This is a genomic window from Rhodanobacter sp. A1T4 (assembly GCF_014207185.1).
Lineage (GTDB): Bacteria > Pseudomonadota > Gammaproteobacteria > Xanthomonadales > Rhodanobacteraceae > Rhodanobacter.
Genome location: NZ_JACHCP010000015.1, coordinates 1 through 19,133, shown reverse-complemented (window position 1 = coordinate 19,133; position 19,133 = coordinate 1). Strand labels below are relative to the sequence as shown.

21 protein-coding genes are annotated in these 19,133 nt (G+C 61.4%); 16 read left to right on the top strand and 5 right to left on the bottom strand.

Annotated features, from left to right (window positions below; genetic code table 11):
* Window positions 1–33 precede the first annotated feature (33 nt).
* Window positions 34–1,104 (bottom strand): DUF2066 domain-containing protein, encoded by a 1,071-nt coding sequence (locus HDE80_RS21445; RefSeq protein ID WP_255484069.1) that lies wholly within the window; start codon window positions 1,102–1,104, stop codon window positions 34–36.
* A 61-nt stretch (window positions 1,105–1,165) separates the two neighbouring features.
* Between HDE80_RS21445 and purM the strand changes: the two genes are divergently transcribed.
* Genes purM through HDE80_RS21430 form a run of 3 tightly spaced genes read left to right on the top strand, consistent with a single transcriptional unit; the run spans window position 1,166 to window position 3,656 of the window.
* Window positions 1,166–2,209 carry a phosphoribosylformylglycinamidine cyclo-ligase gene (gene purM, locus HDE80_RS21440; protein WP_184674293.1) on the top strand — a complete coding sequence of 348 codons (1,044 nt, stop codon included), beginning with the start codon at window positions 1,166–1,168 and terminating at the stop codon, window positions 2,207–2,209.
* 22 nt (window positions 2,210–2,231) lie between these two features.
* Entirely contained in the window at window positions 2,232–2,900 is a 669-nt protein-coding gene (purN, locus tag HDE80_RS21435; protein ID WP_184674291.1) for a phosphoribosylglycinamide formyltransferase, read from the top strand.
* Window positions 2,901–2,942: 42 nt separating this feature from the next.
* Window positions 2,943–3,656 (top strand): DUF3108 domain-containing protein, encoded by a 714-nt coding sequence (locus HDE80_RS21430; protein ID WP_184674290.1) that lies wholly within the window; start codon window positions 2,943–2,945, stop codon window positions 3,654–3,656.
* A gap of 112 nt (window positions 3,657–3,768) precedes the next feature.
* Here HDE80_RS21430 and murA read toward each other — a convergent pair whose 3' ends face one another.
* Entirely contained in the window at window positions 3,769–5,028 is a 1,260-nt protein-coding gene (gene murA, locus HDE80_RS21425; protein ID WP_184600829.1) for a UDP-N-acetylglucosamine 1-carboxyvinyltransferase, read from the bottom strand.
* Between the two features lie 88 nt (window positions 5,029–5,116).
* Window positions 5,117–5,371: a BolA/IbaG family iron-sulfur metabolism protein gene (locus HDE80_RS21420; RefSeq protein ID WP_184674288.1), complete on the bottom strand. Its 255-nt coding sequence runs from the start codon at window positions 5,369–5,371 to the stop codon at window positions 5,117–5,119.
* Between the two features lie 242 nt (window positions 5,372–5,613).
* Between HDE80_RS21420 and HDE80_RS21415 the strand changes: the two genes are divergently transcribed.
* The 12 genes from HDE80_RS21415 (at window position 5,614) to ptsP (ending at window position 15,960) form a co-directional block, all read left to right on the top strand.
* The gene (locus HDE80_RS21415; protein ID WP_184674286.1) at window positions 5,614–6,624 is read left to right on the top strand and encodes a KpsF/GutQ family sugar-phosphate isomerase; all 1,011 of its coding nucleotides are present in this window, start codon (window positions 5,614–5,616) and stop codon (window positions 6,622–6,624) included.
* A 109-nt stretch (window positions 6,625–6,733) separates the two neighbouring features.
* Window positions 6,734–7,279, top strand: coding sequence for an HAD hydrolase family protein (locus HDE80_RS21410; protein ID WP_184674284.1), 546 nt, complete (start codon window positions 6,734–6,736; stop codon window positions 7,277–7,279).
* Window positions 7,276–7,893 carry an LPS export ABC transporter periplasmic protein LptC gene (gene lptC / locus HDE80_RS21405; RefSeq protein ID WP_184674282.1) on the top strand — a complete coding sequence of 206 codons (618 nt, stop codon included), beginning with the start codon at window positions 7,276–7,278 and terminating at the stop codon, window positions 7,891–7,893. Before HDE80_RS21410 ends, lptC begins: the two co-directional genes overlap by 4 nt.
* Before the next feature lie 22 nt (window positions 7,894–7,915).
* Window positions 7,916–8,569 (top strand): lipopolysaccharide transport periplasmic protein LptA, encoded by a 654-nt coding sequence (lptA, locus tag HDE80_RS21400; RefSeq protein WP_255484068.1) that lies wholly within the window; start codon window positions 7,916–7,918, stop codon window positions 8,567–8,569.
* 3 nt (window positions 8,570–8,572) lie between these two features.
* On the top strand, window positions 8,573–9,292 hold the full coding sequence (lptB, locus tag HDE80_RS21395) for an LPS export ABC transporter ATP-binding protein (RefSeq protein ID WP_184600823.1): 720 nt from the start codon (window positions 8,573–8,575) through the stop codon (window positions 9,290–9,292).
* Window positions 9,293–9,392: 100 nt separating this feature from the next.
* Window positions 9,393–10,865: an RNA polymerase factor sigma-54 gene (locus HDE80_RS21390; protein WP_184600822.1), complete on the top strand. Its 1,473-nt coding sequence runs from the start codon at window positions 9,393–9,395 to the stop codon at window positions 10,863–10,865.
* A gap of 150 nt (window positions 10,866–11,015) precedes the next feature.
* Window positions 11,016–11,339, top strand: coding sequence for a ribosome-associated translation inhibitor RaiA (raiA, locus tag HDE80_RS21385; RefSeq protein WP_184600821.1), 324 nt, complete (start codon window positions 11,016–11,018; stop codon window positions 11,337–11,339).
* A gap of 185 nt (window positions 11,340–11,524) precedes the next feature.
* Window positions 11,525–12,475: an HPr(Ser) kinase/phosphatase gene (hprK, locus tag HDE80_RS21380; protein ID WP_184600820.1), complete on the top strand. Its 951-nt coding sequence runs from the start codon at window positions 11,525–11,527 to the stop codon at window positions 12,473–12,475.
* Between the two features lie 4 nt (window positions 12,476–12,479).
* Window positions 12,480–13,385, top strand: coding sequence for an RNase adapter RapZ (rapZ, locus tag HDE80_RS21375; protein WP_184674278.1), 906 nt, complete (start codon window positions 12,480–12,482; stop codon window positions 13,383–13,385).
* Between the two features lie 37 nt (window positions 13,386–13,422).
* Window positions 13,423–13,815: a PTS fructose IIA subunit family protein gene (locus tag HDE80_RS21370; RefSeq protein ID WP_184600818.1), complete on the top strand. Its 393-nt coding sequence runs from the start codon at window positions 13,423–13,425 to the stop codon at window positions 13,813–13,815.
* Window positions 13,816–13,823: 8 nt separating this feature from the next.
* Window positions 13,824–14,093, top strand: coding sequence for an HPr family phosphocarrier protein (locus HDE80_RS21365; protein ID WP_184600817.1), 270 nt, complete (start codon window positions 13,824–13,826; stop codon window positions 14,091–14,093).
* Window positions 14,094–14,214: 121 nt separating this feature from the next.
* Complete coding sequence (gene ptsP, locus HDE80_RS21360; protein ID WP_184600816.1) at window positions 14,215–15,960, top strand: phosphoenolpyruvate--protein phosphotransferase; 1,746 nt, start codon at window positions 14,215–14,217, stop codon at window positions 15,958–15,960.
* Window positions 15,961–16,044: 84 nt separating this feature from the next.
* On the opposite strand, the gene HDE80_RS21355 is transcribed toward ptsP, so the two are convergent.
* Window positions 16,045–16,926, bottom strand: coding sequence for a LysR family transcriptional regulator (locus HDE80_RS21355; RefSeq protein ID WP_184600815.1), 882 nt, complete (start codon window positions 16,924–16,926; stop codon window positions 16,045–16,047).
* Between the two features lie 86 nt (window positions 16,927–17,012).
* On the opposite strand from HDE80_RS21355, the gene HDE80_RS21350 reads away from it, so the two are divergent.
* Complete coding sequence (locus HDE80_RS21350; RefSeq protein ID WP_184674276.1) at window positions 17,013–18,050, top strand: YeiH family protein; 1,038 nt, start codon at window positions 17,013–17,015, stop codon at window positions 18,048–18,050.
* A gap of 267 nt (window positions 18,051–18,317) precedes the next feature.
* Here the strand turns inward: HDE80_RS21350 and HDE80_RS21345 are convergent, their stop codons facing one another.
* Entirely contained in the window at window positions 18,318–18,821 is a 504-nt protein-coding gene (locus HDE80_RS21345) for a hypothetical protein (RefSeq protein WP_184674274.1), read from the bottom strand.
* Window positions 18,822–19,133: the final 312 nt, after the last annotated feature.

Here is a 19,133-nt window from a genome sequence, read left to right as displayed (position 1 = left end):
GCCCATCCACAAGCCAAGGCGCTTGTCGCGCGTTCAGTGCAACCAGCTCAACGTTGCATCGGCGCCATCGTGCGCGTCCTTGTCCAGCAGCAGGCGACCGCCGGCCGCGAGGTTGGCGGCAAGCGCGCTCAGCGGGACCGAAGCCTTGACGTCCAGCAGCACGCCGTCGTTCTGCGCACCGATGGTGCTGACATCACTGATCGACGGATCAGCCCGCAGCGCGGACAGCAAGTCGGCGTAATCCATCGCGGATTTCAGCCCGCCCACCCATACCTTGCCTTCGCTGACGCCAGCGCCGATGACGTTGAGCTGCTTGCCGATGCGATCGACCATGCCGTTGCCGGCATCGCTCAGCAGCGAGTCTTCGGTCGTGCCCTTGTTGGTCCATTTTTGCGCCTGGCCACCGGAAATCAGCGTCCATGAGGCGCTGCCGTTGTGCAGGCTGCCGACCAGCACCAGACCGGTGTGGTATTGCTGATCGATCGCCGCCAGTGTGGCTGCATCGGCAGCAGCAGCCTGGGTCGCATCCGGCGGATTGGCCGCATCGGGATACGTCACATTGGTGCCACGTGCGCTGGCCGTCGCAGCCAGACTGCCCAACGAGGATTGATCGAACAGCTTGCCGTCCGCCCCCTGCACCAGCAGCAGTACCGGCGGCTTGACCCCTGCGCTGGCGACACCCAACGTCGATATCAACCGGCGCACGGTGCCCGGCTCGAAATCCACCTCCAGACTCAGGCCAGTGGCGGCTCGCTGGTACTGGTATTTGCGCACCAGCGAAGCTGCATTTTTCATCGCGTCGCCGTAACCGGCGTTGCTGCGCAAATCCTGACCGCCAGCTACTCGCGTCAGCACCTGCCCCAGCGCGGTGACGAAGGCCGCGTCACGCTGAGCATCGCTGACATCGTTAACCGGAACGATGACCGAATACGGCGAGCCCTGAGCCTGCACGCGCCATGGCGAGAGCACGGCGAGACCAAACAGCAGGGCGACGAATGACAGGCGTGACAGGCGCATATGGATATCTTCAAACAGGGAAATCCCCGGGGAAGTCTGCCCAATCGCGCCGCCAGCGTCCATCGGCGCCACACCGGATCGCAGCATGCCGGCCAGCATTGCCGCACTACTGCTAAACTGACGAGCTTAATCCACGCCGGTTTCCGCCATGTCTGACGCCCTCACCTACCGCGCCGCCGGCGTTGATATCGACGCCGGCAATGCCGTGGTCGAACGCATCAAGCCGCTGGTCAAGCGTACCTTCCGCCCTGAAGTGATGGGCGGGCTGGGCGGCTTTGGCGGGCTTTTCGACCTCTCCGGCAAGTACAAGGAACCGGTGCTGGTGTCAGGTACCGACGGCGTCGGCACCAAGCTGAAACTGGCGCAGATCCTCGGCCGCCACGACACCATCGGCATCGACCTGGTCGGCATGTGCGTCAACGACGTGCTGGTACAAGGCGCCGAGCCGCTGTTTTTCCTCGACTACTTTGCTACCGGCAAGCTCGATGTGGAAACCACCGTGGCCGTCGTCGGCGGCATCGCCAAAGGCTGCGAGCTGGCCGGATGCGCGCTGATCGGCGGTGAAACGGCCGAAATGCCCGACATGTACCCGCCGGGTGAATACGACCTTGCCGGCTTCACCGTTGGTGCGGTCGAGAAATCGCAGATGCTCAGCGGCGAAGGCATCGTCGCCGGCGACGTGATCCTTGGCGTCGCCTCGTCCGGCCCACACTCGAATGGCTATTCGCTGATCCGCAAGATCCTCGAGCGTGCCGGTTGCACGCCAGATAACGGCAGACTCGACCTGGACGTAAGCGGCGTGAAGCTGGCCGATGCGCTGATGGCACCGACGACGATCTACGTCAAAGCCATCCTGGATTTGTTGAAGGGTGGAACGGTCCACGGCATGGCCCACATCACCGGTGGCGGCCTGAAGGAAAATATCATCCGCGTCGTGCCCGATGATCTCGGCATTGCGCTGGATGCCAGCACCATCGTGCTGCCGCCGGTGTTCGACTGGCTGATGCGCGAGGGCAACGTGGCGCGCGAAGAAATGTGGCGCACGTTCAACTGCGGCATCGGCTTCACGGTGATCCTGCCGCGCGACGCGGTGACCGCGGCAAGCGCGCTGCTGCAGAAGCACGGCCTGGCCAGCTCGTTGATTGGCGAAGTCGTGCCGGCGCAGGGCGACGAGCGCGTGCGGATCGGCTAACCCTCGCTACGTTGTGTCCGCTTTGAATAATCCCTTACGCATCGCTGTGCTGGCCTCCGGACGCGGCAGTAATCTCGCTGCGCTGTTGGTGGCGCGCGACTGCGGCGACTTGCCGGTCGAGTTCGTCCTGGTCGCGAGCGACAAAGCCGCCGCTGGCGCCTTGCAGCTGGCCGAAGCTGCCGGCGTTCCGACACTGGTACTTGATCCAGGCCATTACCCGGACCGCCGCGCCTTCGACATCGACCTGTTTGCTCGTCTCGCCGCCAGCGGTGCCGAACTACTCGTGCTGGCCGGCTTTATGCGAATTATTGACAGCGATGCGCTGACGCCTTGGATCGGCCGGATGATCAATATCCATCCCTCGCTGCTGCCGAAATATCGCGGCTTGCATACGCATCGTCGCGCGCTCGAGGCCGGCGATAGTGAACACGGGGCAAGTGTTCATTACGTCACCGCCGAGCTGGATGGCGGGCCGGTCATTGCGCAGGTACGCCTCGCCGTGGAGTCCGGCGAGGACGAACATCGGTTGGCGCAGCGGCTGCTGCCGCTGGAACATGGGCTGCTTACCGCCGTGGTCGCAGGCATCGCGGGCGGACGGATTGCTCTCTACACGGATCGTGTGCAATTCAACGGTGAAGCACTCGCCCAGCCGCTGCAACTGATCGATGGCCGGCTGGTAAAAAATCACTGATCTGCATGGCGCGTTCAGGATCGCTGCGCAAAACTGGCAGGCATGAAAAAACTCACCCGCGTCCCCGCTCTCGCCGCCGGTCTTGCACTGGCCCTAGCTACCGGTACCGCGCTTGCCGCTGCACCACAGCCGTTTACCGCGCACTATCAAGTACTCAGCGATGGCCAGCCGCTCGGCGACGCGACCATCAAACTCAGTGCTATCGGCAACGGCGAGTACTCCTATAGCAGCAGCAGCAACGGCACCGGCGGCATGGCCGCCATCATTGCTGCCAGCTCGAAGGAAACCACGCGTTTCCGCTGGCAGAACGACATGCCTGCGACGCTGAGCTACGACTACAAGATGCAGAGCTCGTTCAAGAGCAAGCAGCGCCACATGAGCGTCGACCCGGCATCCGGCAAGGTCACAGTCGACGAAGGCAAAGGCCCCGGCAGCTACGCTGGCGTACCGGGCATGGCCGACCGCAACAGCCTGCCGCTGGCGATCGGTCTGGCACTGGCCAGCGGCAAGCAGGCAGTGACCGTGCCCGTAGGCGTGCGCCAGGGCGTGGAGCAGCAGCAATACAAGGTCACCGGCTCCGAATCGGTGCAGGTACCGGCAGGCAAGTTCAACGCCGAAAAGGTGGCGCGCAGTGATGACGGCAGCAACCGCTTCGATGCCTGGTACGTGCCACAGAAGTATCCAGTGCCGGTAAAGATCACCCAGGCCGACGGCGGTGATCTCACGCTGCAGCTGGTCAGCTTCAGCCGACCGTAAAGCCGGCTGTTCGTAAAGCCGGTTGTTCGTAAAGCTCGTTAGTTCATGTCAAAAAGAAAGGCCGCTTGTGCGGCCTTTCTGTTGCGTTGAATTGCCCGTATTGGGTACGTGATCAGTTTGGCAGACGACGAATCTTGGCACCCAGCACGCCCAGCTTCTCTTCGATATTTTCGTAGCCGCGATCGATGTGGTACACGCGATCAACCACGGTATCGCCCTTGGCCACGAGACCGGCTAGCACTAGACACGCCGAAGCGCGCAGGTCAGTGGCCATGATTGGCGCGCCGCTCATCTCGCTCACGCCCTTGACCACGGCGGTATTGCCCTCGAGATGGATATCGGCGCCCAACCGCTGCAGTTCGTGCGCATGCATGAAGCGGTTCTCGAACACCGTTTCGGTGATCACGCCGGTGCCTTCGGCCACACAATTGAGCGCAGTGAATTGCGCCTGCATGTCGGTCGGAAACGCGGGGTAAGGAGCCGTACTGATATTGACTGCCTTCGGACGGCGACCCTGCATATCCAGCTCGATCCAGTCCGGCCCGGTGGAAATATGTGCTCCTGCGTCTTCCAGCTTGGACAGCACGGCATCCAGCGTATCGGCACGGGCATGACGTGTACGCACCTTGCCGCCGGTCATGGCGGCGCCGACCAGGAACGTGCCAGTCTCGATGCGATCGGGCAGCACTTCGTATTCGGCGCCGTGCAGACGCTCCACACCATGGATCACCATGGTGGAGGTGCCCGCGCCTTCGATCTGCGCGCCCATGGCGATCAGGCAATTGGCCAGATCCACCACCTCAGGTTCCTGTGCGGCGTTCTCGATCACCGTGGTGCCCTGCGCCAGCGTGGCCGCCATCATGATGTTTTCGGTACCGGTGACGGTAACCATATCCATCAGAATGCGCGTGCCTTTCAGACGTTTCGCGCGTGCCTTGATATAGCCGTTCTCGACGGTGATCTCCGCACCCAGTGCCTGCAGACCGCGAATGTGCTGATCGACCGGACGGGAACCGATGGCGCAACCGCCCGGCAGCGACACTTCGGCCTGGCCGAAGCGCGCGACCAGCGGACCCAGCACCAGGATCGAGGCGCGCATCGTGCGCACCAGGTCGTACGGCGCTATGCAAGTGCTGGTGGTGCGCGGGTCGACATGCATCTTCATGCGGTCGTCCAGCACGAGCTGCACGCCCATCTGACCCAGCAGTTCGATAAACGTAGTGACGTCATGCAAATGCGGCACGTTGCCGATGCTGACCGGCTCATCAGCCAGCAGGCAGCCCGCGAGAATCGGCAACACGGCGTTCTTCGCGCCGGAAATGCCCACCTCGCCATTGAGCGGCGTGCCGCCACTGATCAAAATCTTGGCCATCATGTTCCTAAGTTTGTGCGCTCCTCCATGAGCGCAAAGAACAAACCGGCATCCATGCCGGACTCTTCAATTCAATGCAAAAACATCATTAGCGCACCGAAGAAGGTGCAAGCGCCGCAGCTTCCTCGGGGGTAAGGGTTTTTAGTGCCAGCGCGTGGATCGCACCACCCATCAAGTCGCCCAGGGTGGCGTAGACCAGACGATGCCGTGCCAGCGGCAGCTTGCCGGCAAACTGGCTGGACACCACGGTCGCCTCGAAATGCACACCGTCTGCCCCGCTGACGTCAACCTGCGCGCCGGCCAAGCCGTTTTCGATCATTGCCTGGATGCTGGCTGGGTCCATGAATGGGGATTTCCTCGGAAAAGGGCGGATGAACTGGCGTCAGCCGATGTGTCGATTTTGCCGGCGTTGGAATCCAATGCGCCGACTTATGACGTTAAAATGCGAATGTGCCATGGTAATGGAAATACGCTGGCGCAGAAATGACGGCTGCAGCAATCGGCTTGGCCCAATGGAGTTCGGTGTCATCATTCCAGGGGGTTAGAACCGCAGGTCGCAGATATTCCCTTTCCACCCGAGCCCTCATGAACGCACGCATCGCCCCGCCTGTCGCCATCGCAATGGATCCGGACCTCATCGTGCGCAGCGCACGGTCGGTCATCGGCCTCGAAGCGTCGGCTATCCAGGCGCTAGAACCACGGATCGGGCCGGAATTTGTCGAAGCCTGCCGCATTATCCTGGCCTGCAAGGGCCGCGTCGTGGTCAGCGGCATGGGCAAGTCAGGGCATGTGGCACGCAAAATCGCTGCCACGCTTGCATCCACCGGCACGCCGGCCTTTTTCGTGCACCCGGGTGAGGCCAGCCATGGCGATCTGGGCATGATCCTGCCCGAGGACGTTGTGCTGGCGCTGTCCTATTCGGGCGAAACCGACGAACTGCTGTTCATCCTACCGATGATCAAGCGCCAGGGCATCCCGCTGATCGTGATCACGGGCAAGTCCAAGTCATCGCTGGCCACCGAAGCCGATGTCGTCCTGGATGGCAGCATAACCAGCGAGGCATGCCCACTTGGCCTGGCGCCGACTACCAGCACCACGGTGGCTCTTGTCATGGGCGATGCGCTGGCTATCGCCTTGCTCGAGGCACGGGGTTTTACCTCGGACGACTTCGCCCGTTCGCATCCGGCCGGCAGCCTTGGCCGGCGTCTGCTGCTACACATCAGCGACGTGATGCACAGCGGTGCCGACGTGCCCCGCGTACCGCCCGATGCAAGCATCACCACCGCGCTGGTGGAAATGACCCGCAAACACCTGGGCATGACCGCGGTGGTGGATGCCGAGCAACGTCTGTTAGGCGTATTTACAGACGGTGACCTGCGCCGCGCGCTCGATGATGTCGACATCGATCTGCGCAGCGCCAAGGTGGGTGAGTTGATGACCCGGGCCCCAAAGACCATTGGCGCCGGCAAGCTGGCAGCCGAAGCCGCGCAACTGATGGAAAAGCTCAAGATCAACGCTCTGCTGGTCGTCGATGATGAACAACATGTGGTGGGCGCGCTCAATATTCATGATCTGCTCCGTGCCCGCGTGGTGTGATGCCATCGATAGGGACGAGTAACGAGGGCGGTAAATCCGGCTCCGCCTTACTCCTTTCCTCGCCCTTCGCTACTAATCCCTTGCCCCCTTATTCCATGCAGTCGCCACCGTGAATTCAAACTATCTCGCCGACATCCCCGCCGACATCCTCGCCCGCGCCGCCAAGATCCGCGTTGCGGTATTCGATGTGGACGGCACGCTGACTGACGGCCGCCTCTGGTACGGCGAAGATGGCCGGGAAACCAAGGTGTTCCACGTGCATGACGGGCTCGGCCTGAAACGGCTGCAGCAAAACGGCGTGGTGGTGGCGATCATCAGTGCCCGAATCAGCCACCCGGTGGCGTTGCGCGCCGAAGAACTTGGCATCGCTCACGTCTATCAGGCGCAGGACAACAAGGCCAGCTGTCTGCTCGAGTTGCTGGACGCACTCAACCTCTCGACGGAACAGGCTGCCTTCATTGGCGACGACCTGCCGGATCTGCCGCCCATGCAGCTTGCCGGGCTCGCTGTGGCCGTGGCCAATGCACATCCCGTGGTGGCTGAGCAGGCGCATTGGCAGACCAGCAAGAGCGGCGGCTTCGGCGCAGCCCGTGAAGCATGCGATCTGATCCTGCACGCCCAGGGCAAAGACGCCGCCGCGGTGCCCGCGCAGTGAGCGTAAACCGTTACCTGCGCGACCGCGGCCTGCTTGCCGCCACTCTTGCGATAGCGCTGCTGGCCGGCCTCGGCCAGCTGCTACTGTGGTGGATCGGGCCTTCCGTGGCACCCAATGACTTTGTGGGTCCGCCGCGCTCGGGCTACACGCTGATCAACAGTCACGTCACCGAATACGATGTGCTCGGCAAGCAGAGCATGCGTCTGCAATCACCGCACATCGAACGGCGCGAGGACGACGAATCGCTCTACCTCAATACGCCGACCTTCCAACTGCCTCCCAAGGTACCTGGGTTACCCGACTGGGACGGCAACTCGCTTTATGGCTGGGTCAACAAGGAAGGCACCCTGATCAAGCTGCAAGGACCCGTTTACGTGCATCGCCCGGCATACACTGATCCTAAGGGTGTGGCGCAAGCGGAAACGATCATGCACACGTCGGAAGTGACGGCATGGCCGAAAGAGCAACGCATGGAAACCGCCGAAGCGGCAAATATCGTGCAGGGTCAACGTACAATAAGCGGAGTCGGCATGCGTGCCAACCTCAACGACAACCATCTGGAGCTGCTCGATGAAAGCCACGGCACATTCCCGCCGCGCAAGCCCAAGTCCTAGGCGCATAGTCGCCGGGCTGCGGTTGCTCGCACTTCTTTCGATTGCGCTGCTGCCGCTGCATGCGATCGCCAAGAAAGCGGATCGCCAGCAGATCATGAACTACACCTCGAACTCCAGCAACGCGTACAACGTGCCGAACTCGGTCACGACGCTTACGGGTGCTGTGAGGATCACTCAGGGCACCTTGCTGCTCACGGGTGACCTGGCCAAGATATATCTGGATGGAGATTCGCAGATGTCGCACGTCGTTGTCACCGGCAAACCTGCGCACATCCAGGAGCTGGACGAGAACAACAACATGGTGACCGGCGATGCTCTCCAGATCGACTACGACAATGTGAGCCAGATCGCCGTACTGACCACTCAGGGTGTCATGCATCAACAATGTCGCGGCGAGTTCCATGGCGACAAGCTGACCTACAACACCATTACCGAACTGGTCGTGGGCGAGTCCGGTAGCAATGGCCAGGTACATGGCGTCATCCTGCCCAAGGCCTTGCCAGGCGTCGTACCAGCCATCTGCGCCCAATCCCCTACGGCGCAACCGGTGCCGGATGGCGAGGCTGTTGCAGGCAAACTGCCGATCATCAAGCCCGCCGCCAAGCCCGCAGCACCCGCTGAGGCGCCAAAAGCACCGGCACCCGCCAGCACCGCCCCCTCACCGAAGCAGCCATAACTGATGCTTTCTGCCGAAGGTCTGCAAAAGAGTTTCAAGGCACGCAAGGTCGTGCGCGATTTCGCTTTCTCGATCCGTGAGGGCGAAGTGGTCGGCCTGCTCGGCCCCAATGGGGCTGGCAAGACCACCTGCTTTTACATGGTGGTCGGATTGATCGAGGCCGACGCTGGCAGCATCAAGCTGGACAAGCAGGACATCACCGGCCTGCCGATGCACTCGCGTGCCAAGCTGGGCATTGGCTATCTGCCGCAGGAGGCGTCGGTATTCCGTCGACTCAGTGTGTCGGACAACATCCTCGCCGTGCTGGAACTGCGCGATGGCCTGAGCCAGCAGCAGCGTGCCAGCGAGCTGGAAAGCCTGCTCGACGAACTGAAGATCGGCCACATCGCCGATCAAAAAGGCATCAGTCTGTCCGGTGGCGAGCGCCGACGGGTGGAAATTGCCCGCGCACTGGCCGCGCAGCCGCGCTACATGCTGCTGGACGAGCCGTTCGCCGGCGTCGATCCGATTTCGGTTGGTGAAATCCAGCGCATCGTGCGGCATCTTAAGGAACGCGGCATCGGCGTACTGATCACCGATCACAACGTACGTGAGACGCTGGGCATCTGCGATCGGGCCTATATCCTGAACGACGGCGAGGTGCTGTCGCGCGGCACGCCGGCGCATATCCTGGCCGACGAGAAGGTCCGCGAGGTGTATCTGGGGCGCGAATTCCGCCTTTGATGCCGCGGTCACAGTTCGCGCTTTCACGGATCGCACACGCCTATGGCTGCATCGGCAGCCAAGCGTTAGGATGTCAGCGAGTTCCTTCGATCGGGCTGGCATGAAACCTGCTCTTCAGTTTCGTCTCCATCAACAGCTGACCCTGACGCCGCAACTGCAGCAGGCGATCCGCCTTTTGCAGCTGTCGCAGCTGGAGCTGGAAGCGGAGCTGCGTCAGATCGCCGAGAGCAACCCACTGCTCGAGTTCGCCGAAGAAAGCGATGACGTCGAGCCGGCCGATGGCGAAGAAGCTGACACCGACTATACCGAGCGCACCAGCGCCGCTGCCGGCACCGAAAACGACAACAGTAACGACGACACCAGCGAATGGGCTGATGGCGGAGGCACCGCCGAATCGCCGATTGATTTTTCCAGCAGCAGCCTGGGCAGCAAGAACAGCAGTACCGCCACGCGCGGTGACGGCGATTTCGAACCGCAGAACGCCGCACCGGAAACGCTGCAGCAGCATCTGCTGTGGCAGCTCAACATGGCGTCGTTCAATCCACGCCAACATGTGATTGCCACCGTGTTGATCGATGCGATGAATGCCGACGGCTATCTCACGGAAGGCCTTGAAATCCTGCTGACGGCTTTGCCTGATGGCTTCAAAGCCAGTGTTGAAGAATTGGACACCGTACGTCGGCGGCTGCAAGGCTTCGACCCCGCTGGCGTGGGCAGTTTGGACCTGCGTGACTGCTTGCGCGTGCAACTGGAGCAGTTTGCCCCTGACACACCACATCGCGAGCTGGCCCTGCGCATCGTCGATACCGAACTGGAACTGCTGGCGCGCAACGACAGTGCGCGCCTGGCACGTCGCCTGCGCGTCACCGAGGACGATGTGATCTCCGCTGCCGTACTGATCCGCAGCCTTGACCCTCGTCCTGGCGCCGCTCTCGACGCCACGCCGGTGGAATATGTTGCACCTGATGCTTACGCCTTGCGTGACGGTACCCGCTGGCGTGTCAGCCTCAACGCCGATTGCCAGCCCAAGCTGGGGCTGAACCAGCACTATTGCGGCCTGATCGCCCGTGCCCGCGGCGAAGACGCCAGCTGGATGCGTGGCCAGCTGCAGGAGGCACGCTGGCTGATCAAGAGCCTGGAATCACGCGCCGAAACCTTGCTCAAGGTGGCTGAGGTGATCGTGCGCCGGCAAAGCGCCTTTCTCGACTACGGACCGGAGGCCATGCATCCGCTGGTGCTGCGCGAAGTGGCCGAAGAAGTCGGCATGCACGAATCGACCATTTCGCGCGTAACCACGCGCAAATATCTGCATACACCGCGCGGCACGTTCGAGCTGAAATATTTTTTCTCCAGCGGCGTATCGACCGAAGACGGCGGCAGCGCATCGGCCACTGCGATCCAGGCCATGCTGCGCAAGCTGATCGATGCCGAAGACACCCGCAAACCCCTATCCGACCAGGCTATTGCCGAGGAACTTCATCGCAAAGGTATCCAGGTTGCCCGCCGTACCGTCGCCAAATATCGCGAAGGTCTGCGCATCCCCAGTTCCAGCGAACGCCAGCGTGTCAACTGAGCGGTTACGCATGTCACACGGGAACTTGTCCATGCCCAAAGCGTCCCTATACCTGTAGAGAGTGATACATCGATATGTCGACTGCCGCATGACAGCTTCATATCGCACCCGCCGCGAAACGCGGCAATGCACCAACAGAGGAGGCGCCCCATGCAATTCCAACTCAGCGGTCAGCATATTGAAGTCACTCAGGCCTTACGGGACCACGTTACTGCCAAGCTCGACAAACTCACGCGACTTGACGACAGGCTGATCAGTCTCTCGGTCGTCCTTTCCGTCGACAAGCTGCAACAGTTTGTTGAAGGTACCTTGGCAGCTACCGGCGCCACCCTGCATGCTGAAGCCGCTGAAACCGATATGTACGTATCCATCGATGTCATGTTCGACAAACTTCTCTGCCAGCTACGCAAGCACCGCGAGAAAATCTCCGATAAACATCAGCGCGAGGCGCGCCAAGAGCGCCTGTACGGATAAATAACGCCTGATCCTACGGCCCACCCTGCCATTGATCGACGATTGATGGCGCGGTGGGCCGATCCGTCTCAAAGGCGCCGGTCAACGGCGCCAGCGTAGAAAGCGCTTCCACGCCCAAGCTGGCACAATGGTCACGTTGCCGCACAAGCCCACCGGGCTGATATTGCGGCACAAAGGACCAGCACTTGGATCGGATCAGCGCGCGACAACTTTACGATGGCGTTCACGAACGCATGGGCCTGCGCTGGATTTCCGGCATGCGGGGTGAGGCGCGCGCGCTCGATCCCGGCGCTGCACAATCCCGTCGCCCGTCGCTGATCGGCTATCTCAACGTCATTTATCCGAACAAGATCCAGATCGTCGGTACCGAGGAGCTGAATTTTCTCGACGGGCTGGATTCGCGCCAGCGTTGGGAAGTCATCCACAAGGTCGCGGCCTATCAGCCGGTGGCGCTGATCGTCAGCAAGGATCAGACCATTCCTTCTGACCTTCGCGAAGTCGCCGAAGAAACCAACACGCCGCTATGGATCAGCCCCAAACGTGGGCACGAGCTGCTGACCTACCTGCAATATCACCTGGCGCGGCTGCTGGCGGCCAAAACCACCTTGCACGGCGTGTTTCTGGAAGTGTTTTCGATCGGCGTGCTGATCACCGGCGAGGCAGGCTCAGGCAAGAGCGAGCTGGCGCTGGAGCTGATCAGCCGCGGCCATCGGCTGGTTGCCGACGATGCCACCGAATTCACCCTCATTGCACCGGACGTGATCGACGGCAACTGCCCCGAGCTGCTGCAGGATCTGCTCGAAGTGCGCGGACTGGGTGTACTCAATATCCGTGAAATGTTTGGCCACATGTCGGTCAAGCCATCCAAATACCTGCGCCTCGTCATCCATCTGAAGCCTATGCGCGATGGTGAGGAAACCGATGCGCTGACCCGGCTCACCGGCGATATCGGCCATCGTGAAATCTTCGACGTGGCCGTACCGATGATCACCATTCCGGTTGCCTCGGGACGCAACCTTTCCGTGCTGGTGGAGGCTGCCGTGCGCAGTCATGCGCTGAAGAGCAAGGGCATCGACCCGGCACAAACCTTTATCGATCGCCAGGCGCATCAACTGAACCGGCTACCGCCGTGGTAATGCCATGACTGACGACAGCAAGCCCCTGATAACGCCACTCGTCGACGCGCGCGAGATCCACCTCATCGTGCTTACCGGCCTGTCCGGCGGCGGCAAGACGGTGGCGTTGCGCGCGCTGGAAGATCTCGAGTTCTACTGCGTAGACAACCTGCCTTCGGCCCTGCTACCCGAGCTGGTCAATGCCGTGATCCAGGGTAACGGTGGCATGCACCGGCGCATTGCCGTTGGCGTGGACGTGCGCAATCGCGGCACGGATTTCGCACAAATGCCGAAGGTGCTTTCCGATCTGGCGGCGGCCGGCGTACAGGTTCAGCTGGTTTTTCTCGACTGCCGTGACGAGGTCCTGATCAAGCGCTATTCGGAAAGCCGTCGGCGCCATCCGCTAGCCATGCGTGGCGTGTCGCTGGCTGATGCGATCGCTGAAGAGCGCCGGCTGCTGCGCCCGCTGATGGCGATCGCCGAAAAGGTGATCGACTCCAGCGAGCTCAACGTTCACCAGCTGCGCCGCCTTATCGCGACCGGTTACGCGCGGGCTATCGAAGGGCTGACCCTGATGTTCCAGTCGTTCGCTTTCCGTCGCGGGCTGCCGCTGGATGCGGACTTTGTGTTCGACGCACGCTGCCTGCCGAACCCGCACTGGCATCCGCATCTGCGGCCGCTGTCGGGCAAGGATGCGCCGGTGCGTGATTTTCTCGATATCGAACCGCTGGTCGGCGAATACTTTACCGACACCGCGCGCTGGCTGGATGCATGGCTGCCGCGCTTTGAGCAAGATGATCGCAGCTACATGACCATCGCCATCGGTTGCACCGGCGGCCGGCATCGCTCGGTCTATCTGGTCGAAAAACTTGCCACCCATTTCCGTGCACAACGCGACGGCGTACTCACCTTTCATCGCGAACTCGAGTGACAACCATGCCTCGCCACACCACCATAGAGTCACGGGCATGAATGTCAGCGTGCTGTTGATGACCCACGAAGCCGTCGGCAATGCGTTGATTGCTGCCGCGCATCACGTGATGCCCAAGCTGCCATTGCAAGTTGCTGCGGTAGAGATCCCGCCGCAAGCTGACCCGGACGTGATGCGCACGCTTACCGCGCGTCATGCTCGCGAACTCGATCACGGCGATGGTGTCCTAGTGCTGGCCGATTTGTATGGAGCCACACCGTGCAACATCGGCCTATCGCTCGGTGCGCTCGGCGTACGTTTGCGCTGCGTTTCCGGACTCAATCTGCCTATGCTTTTACGTGTACTCAATTACGCCGACAAACCGCTGGACGAACTAGCCGAAATTGCGGCCAGCGGTGGCCGCGGAGGAATCTTCATCGATCATGCCTGACCCTATTTATGCTTGAACAAGAGATTGTCGTTTCCAACAAGCTCGGCCTGCATGCCCGCGCATCGGCCAAGCTGGTGCAGCTCGTTCAGGGATTCAAAGCTACTGTATGGCTGGTCAGCCGTGGCCGCGAGGTCAATGCCCAGAGCATCATGGGCGTGATGATGCTGGCCGCCGGCATCGGCACGCCGTTGACCATTCGCGCGGATGGCGCGGATGAGCAGGCAGCGGTAACCGCGATCGCGGATTTATTTGCGCGCAAGTTCGACGAAGGAGCTTAAGGATGAAGCTGGGCATGGAAAACAGGAATCAGGAAACGCAGCGAAAGCTGTGCCAGCACTTGCCTGCTTTTTCCATCTCTCGTTCTCTATTCCACCTTCCCCGCACCGTCGGAGCCATCGCATGAGGCATGTGCTCAGCGGCACGATCGCCGCTCACGGCATGGCCTTGGGGCGCGCGCGTCTCGTGCAGCCCAGCCGCTACAGTGTCGACACCCGCCCGCTGGCCGAGGATGAAGTCGAAGAGCAGATCGAGCTGATGCATCGCGCGCTCGACACCGCCCGGCAGGAGCTGCGTGAACTGCGTGGCAAGCTGCATGGCGCGCTGGCGCGCGAAGTCAACGAATTTATCGACGCGCACAGCCTGCTGCTGGACGATGGCGAGCTGCTGCGCGGGCTGGACGACATGGTGCGCATCGGCCACTACCGCCCTGGCGCCGCGCTGAAAAAACAACGGGATCGTTTGTCCGCCGTGTTCGAGGCGATGGACGATCCCTATCTGCGCAGCCGCAAGGAAGACATCGAGCAGGTGATCAACCGGGTGATCTCCGCACTGCAACGGCAGACCAGCCCCGAAGAACGCAAGCTGGCCGCGCGTGTGGGCGAAATCCTGATCGCCGACAGCATCGCGCCAGGCGATATGGCGCAGCTGGCCGGCAACGGCTTGCTCGGCGTCGTCGGCAGTTCCGGTAGCCCGTATTCGCACAGCGCAATTCTTGCCCGCAGCCTCGGCCTGCCGATGCTGGTGGGCACCCGCGATGCGCTGTCGAACATCCACGACGACGATCTGATTTTGCTGGATGCCGAACGCGGCGAAGCGGTGGTCCATCCGAATGCGCAGGACCTGTCGCGCTATCGTGCCTGGCAGCGCGATGCCGCGATCGAGGGCCGGCGCCTGGCCATGCTCGCCAACGCGCCCACACGTACCCGCGACGGCATCGAAATCTGCCTGCTCGCGAATGCCGAAAGTGCCAACGACGTCGCTGCCGCGCGCGCGCGCGGTGCGGATGGCGTGGGGCTCTATCGCACTGAATTCCTGTTCCTGCGGCACAAGGGCTTGCCATCGGAAGACGAGCAGTTCATCGCTTATCGTGACCTGGTCATGGGCATGGGCGGGCTGCCGGTGACCATTCGCACACTCGACCTCGGCGCCGACAAGGCCGACGCCGCTGGGCTGGTGGTGCGCGGCGAGGAAAATCCGGCGCTCGGCGTACGCGGTGTGCGCCTGTCGCTGCGCTATCCGGCGGTGTTCACCACACAGATCCGCGCGATCCTTCGCGCCGCCTGCTACGGCCCGGTCCGCGTACTGGTGCCGATGGTCACGCAACCGGACGAATTGATCGCGGTGCGCACTCTGTTCCGGCTGGCGCGACAGGATCTGAAACGCGAAAACGTCGACCTGCCGGAGAAACTGCCGCTGGGCGCGATGATCGAAGTACCGGCCGCGGCAATCAACGTGCGCGCGCTGCTGGAATATTCCGATTTTCTCGCCATCGGCACCAACGATCTCGCGCAGTACGTACTGGCCGCCGATCGCGGCAACGACGCGCTGGAAAACATCTACAACCCACTGCAGCCTGCGCTGCTGCGACTCTTGTCGCACGTCATCAGCGCCGGCCGTCGCGCGAAAAAACCAGTAAGCCTGTGCGGCGAAATCGCCGGCGATGTGAACTTCACTGCGCTGCTGCTGGTGCTGGGCTTGTGCGAATTCAGCATGCATCCGACGCAGATTCTGCTGGTGCGCGACCGACTCGCCACGCTCGACCACGCCCATTTACGTCGCCAGGCCTCGCGACTGCTTCGTGCCCACACGCATGAGCAGGCCGAGACACTAATGAACGAAATTCTCGGTGCCTGCATCGCGTCATGACGCGTCGCGTCGCTGTTGGCATTACGCGCCCCATGCGGCCTCGACAAGTCAGCACGACAAGTTCCCGCGCCAGGAAGCCAAACTCTACTGATCGGCGCTTTCCAGGAACGCATCCAGCAGCATACCGCGGTATTTCTGCCGATGCAGCAGCAGGGAAAGCTTGCGCCGCAGATCGAGGAACGGCGTTTTCAACGCCTTCAATCGCCCTGCGGCCAGTGCATCGGTCACCGCCACGGCGGGGAGAAACGCAATGCCCAACCCGGCCACCACGCTCTGCTTGATCGCCTCGATCTGGTCGAGCTCCAACACGGTTTCGCCGGGCGGCAGTTGCGCCATCACGCGCTCGCTGATCGTGCGCGTGGCCGAACCCGGTTCGCGCATCACCCAGCGCGCGCCGAGAAAATCCGCCGGCTTCAAATTGCGCTTGCGCGCCAGCGGATGATCCGGCGGCGCACACACCACCAGCAAGTCATCACGCCACGGCCGCACTTCCAATAACGGATGCGTCACCGGCCCTTCGACACAGCCGATATCGAGGCTGTGATCGAGTACGCCGGCCGCGATGGTTTCGGTGTTGGCCACACGCAGGCGTATCACGACATGCGCGTGGCTGCGCACGAAGGCACCGAGCAATTCACCGACACGGTAATTACCAACGGTGTTGCTGGCGCCGATGCGCAGCTCGCCCGTCAGCGTCGCCGCACCTTCGCTACCGCGACGGCCAAACTCCGCGTGACGCTCCAGCAGCTCCTGTGCGAGCGGCAGAAGTTCTCGACCACGCGCATTCAGGCGAAGGCGACCACGCTCGCGCGCAAACAGCGGCGCATCCAGCTGCCGCTCCATTTCCGCCAACGCCATGCTCGCGGCCGGCTGGGTCAGGTGCAAGCGCTCGGCCGCCGCACGCACGCTGCCGTGCAAGGCGATCTGCACAAACACATCGAGCTGGCGTGGACTGATATTTATCATCAGTGAATCTTATTGCTTCTATCAGATATTCCAAATTTTATTGATGGAAAATGACGCGGACAATGGCGCACCTACGGAGCCGAACCATGAACGCCCACGTCATCCACGCGCAACCCACGCAACACCGGTCGCTTGTCTCCGGCCTTGCCTTGGCTGTCGGCATTGCACTGGTGGCGCGCTGGCTGGGCCATCTGCTGCCGCTTGTCGGCGGCCCAGTCATCGGCATTGTACTGGGCATTATCGTCGGCAACCTCGCATCGCCCGGCGAACGCTTCCGGCCAGGCATAGCTTTCGCCGGCAAGTACGTGCTGCAGTGGTCGATCATCGCCCTGGGTTTCGGCCTGAGCCTGAGCCAGGTCGCCAGGACCGGGCTGCAGTCGCTATCGGTCACCGTCGTGACGATGACTGTGGCTTTTCTCTCGGCGTGGCTGCTCGGCCGCTGGCTCGGCGTACACGACAAGCTGAAGATCTTGATCGGCGTGGGTACGGCGATCTGTGGCGGCTCGGCGATTGCCGCCATCACGCCGATCATTCGCCCCGAAGATCACGACACCGCCTTCGCGATATCGACCATCTTCCTGTTCAATCTCGTCGCCGTGCTGCTGTTCCCGTTGCTTGGTCACTTGATGCACCTGTCAGACCTCGGCTTCGGTCTCTGGGCCGGTACCGCGATCAACGACACCTCGTCCGTGGTCGCTGCCGGTTACAGTTACAGCAAGACCGCCGGTGACTTCGCCACCATCGTCAAACTGACCCGCGCCACGCTGATCATCCCCGTCTGCCTGGTGCTGGCCTTCGCCGTTGCCGCTCGCGAAAAGCGCAAGGCCGCGAAAGACGGCAGCGCGGGCAACTTCAGCCTCGCCAAAATCTTCCCCTGGTTCATCCTTTGGTTTCTGGCAGCCTCGGCCGTACGCACCGCCGGTCTGATTCCCGTTGTTATCCAGCCGGCCATTCACGTGGCAGCGGAATTTCTGATCATCGTCGCGCTCACCGCCATTGGGCTATCCGCCAATCTGCGCCGCATGGCTGCCAGCGGCGTGCGGCCCATCTTGCTCGGTTTAGGTGTTTGGGTCGCTGTGGCGGTCAGCAGCCTGCTGGTTCAGCGGGTGATCGGGCAGCTTTGAAAACCTAGTCACGCCACTTAATTTTCACGACGCCGAACAAATCCAAATGGCTGCTACGGGTCGATAGTGTTGAAAAACTCGCTTCGAAAACTCGAGATCGTTTAAAGCGAGAAAATCCGACCGCGACAATCGCTTCCTGTCGGCCTGAATGTGTAAATTTGTACAGAATCGAATTGTCGTTGCCGTCGCGATTCAAAATTTGGACGTCTATTTGTTAAGTTGGAGTTTTTCAACAGAATCGGTCGAAAGCAGTTATTTCCATATGCGTCAATTTGCACAATGGATGCTCGGCTTCCAGCTCCACGCTCCGTCCTTTAGCTTGAGGGTGATTACCCTCTTGAGCTTCCCGGCCGCGCAGACCTGATTCGCCTGAAGCTGTCCTTGGCCAGTCCAACGAGGCAATTCATAGTTTGATTCAATGGCTTCATAAGGCTTCATATCTGGCTTTCCCCTTGGCTGTTGTGGGATCTTTGTTCCCGCGTACCCGGACCACAACTTTCTTCCCGTCATATCGGAAACAGTCCAAAGCTCTCCATCCATGCCATCTTCCTGTTCAACGGCAAGGAATTTCGTTCCATCGGGCGACGGGTACACAGTATGGCCGGCGTCCAGCAAGCGGCCGTTCTCATCCAGTAGTAGCTTGCCGGAAAACAGGCCGTCCTTTGACATGCCGATCAAATACGCGTTGAGAGCCTGGACGAAAGTGCAGTAGCGCCAATGAAGCCCGCTCAATTCTTCGTCATATGGTGGCGCGTCAACGAAGCGTTTCACGCCGCCTTTGTAATTGACAACAAGTGTGTGTTCGCTGGGAAGCCGCCTTACCTTCCCTGGCGCCCCGTGCATGAGACTTATCTCATCACGATTAACATCGCAGCTCTCGGCCTGCGCCTTTGCGCATAGTGGCGTCAGACCAATGAGCAAGGCTGACAGACCAGCTAGAACGTATCGCATTCTTCTCTTACCCCTGTTTTCCGAGACGTCTGCTTTAGGTCGAGGCTGTGTAAAAACGCAAAACCCCGAGCTATGCGCAAATATATGTTTCTTTGCCGCACCTTGTCAGCGATGCGAGGAAAGTAAGGAGCC

Bases quoted from the DNA above. Each gene is read 5' to 3' on its own strand.
- murA (WP_184600829.1), bottom strand. From the start codon at position 5,028: ATGGCCAAGATTTTGATCAGTGGCGGCACGCCGCTCAATGGCGAGGTG.
- HDE80_RS21420 (WP_184674288.1), bottom strand. From the start codon at position 5,371: ATGGACCCAGCCAGCATCCAGGCAATGATCGAAAACGGCTTGGCCGGC.
- HDE80_RS21355 (WP_184600815.1), bottom strand. From the start codon at position 16,926: ATGATAAATATCAGTCCACGCCAGCTCGATGTGTTTGTGCAGATCGCC.
- purM (WP_184674293.1), top strand. From the start codon at position 1,166: ATGTCTGACGCCCTCACCTACCGCGCCGCCGGCGTTGATATCGACGCC.
- raiA (WP_184600821.1), top strand. From the start codon at position 11,016: ATGCAATTCCAACTCAGCGGTCAGCATATTGAAGTCACTCAGGCCTTA.
- HDE80_RS21365 (WP_184600817.1), top strand. From the start codon at position 13,824: ATGCTTGAACAAGAGATTGTCGTTTCCAACAAGCTCGGCCTGCATGCC.
- lptB (WP_184600823.1), top strand. From the start codon at position 8,573: ATGCTTTCTGCCGAAGGTCTGCAAAAGAGTTTCAAGGCACGCAAGGTC.
- HDE80_RS21445 (WP_255484069.1), bottom strand. From the start codon at position 1,104: ATGCTGCGATCCGGTGTGGCGCCGATGGACGCTGGCGGCGCGATTGGG.
- ptsP (WP_184600816.1), top strand. From the start codon at position 14,215: ATGAGGCATGTGCTCAGCGGCACGATCGCCGCTCACGGCATGGCCTTG.
- HDE80_RS21370 (WP_184600818.1), top strand. From the start codon at position 13,423: ATGAATGTCAGCGTGCTGTTGATGACCCACGAAGCCGTCGGCAATGCG.
- HDE80_RS21415 (WP_184674286.1), top strand. From the start codon at position 5,614: ATGAACGCACGCATCGCCCCGCCTGTCGCCATCGCAATGGATCCGGAC.
- HDE80_RS21350 (WP_184674276.1), top strand. From the start codon at position 17,013: ATGAACGCCCACGTCATCCACGCGCAACCCACGCAACACCGGTCGCTT.
- HDE80_RS21390 (WP_184600822.1), top strand. From the start codon at position 9,393: ATGAAACCTGCTCTTCAGTTTCGTCTCCATCAACAGCTGACCCTGACG.
- rapZ (WP_184674278.1), top strand. From the start codon at position 12,480: ATGACTGACGACAGCAAGCCCCTGATAACGCCACTCGTCGACGCGCGC.
- HDE80_RS21430 (WP_184674290.1), top strand. From the start codon at position 2,943: ATGAAAAAACTCACCCGCGTCCCCGCTCTCGCCGCCGGTCTTGCACTG.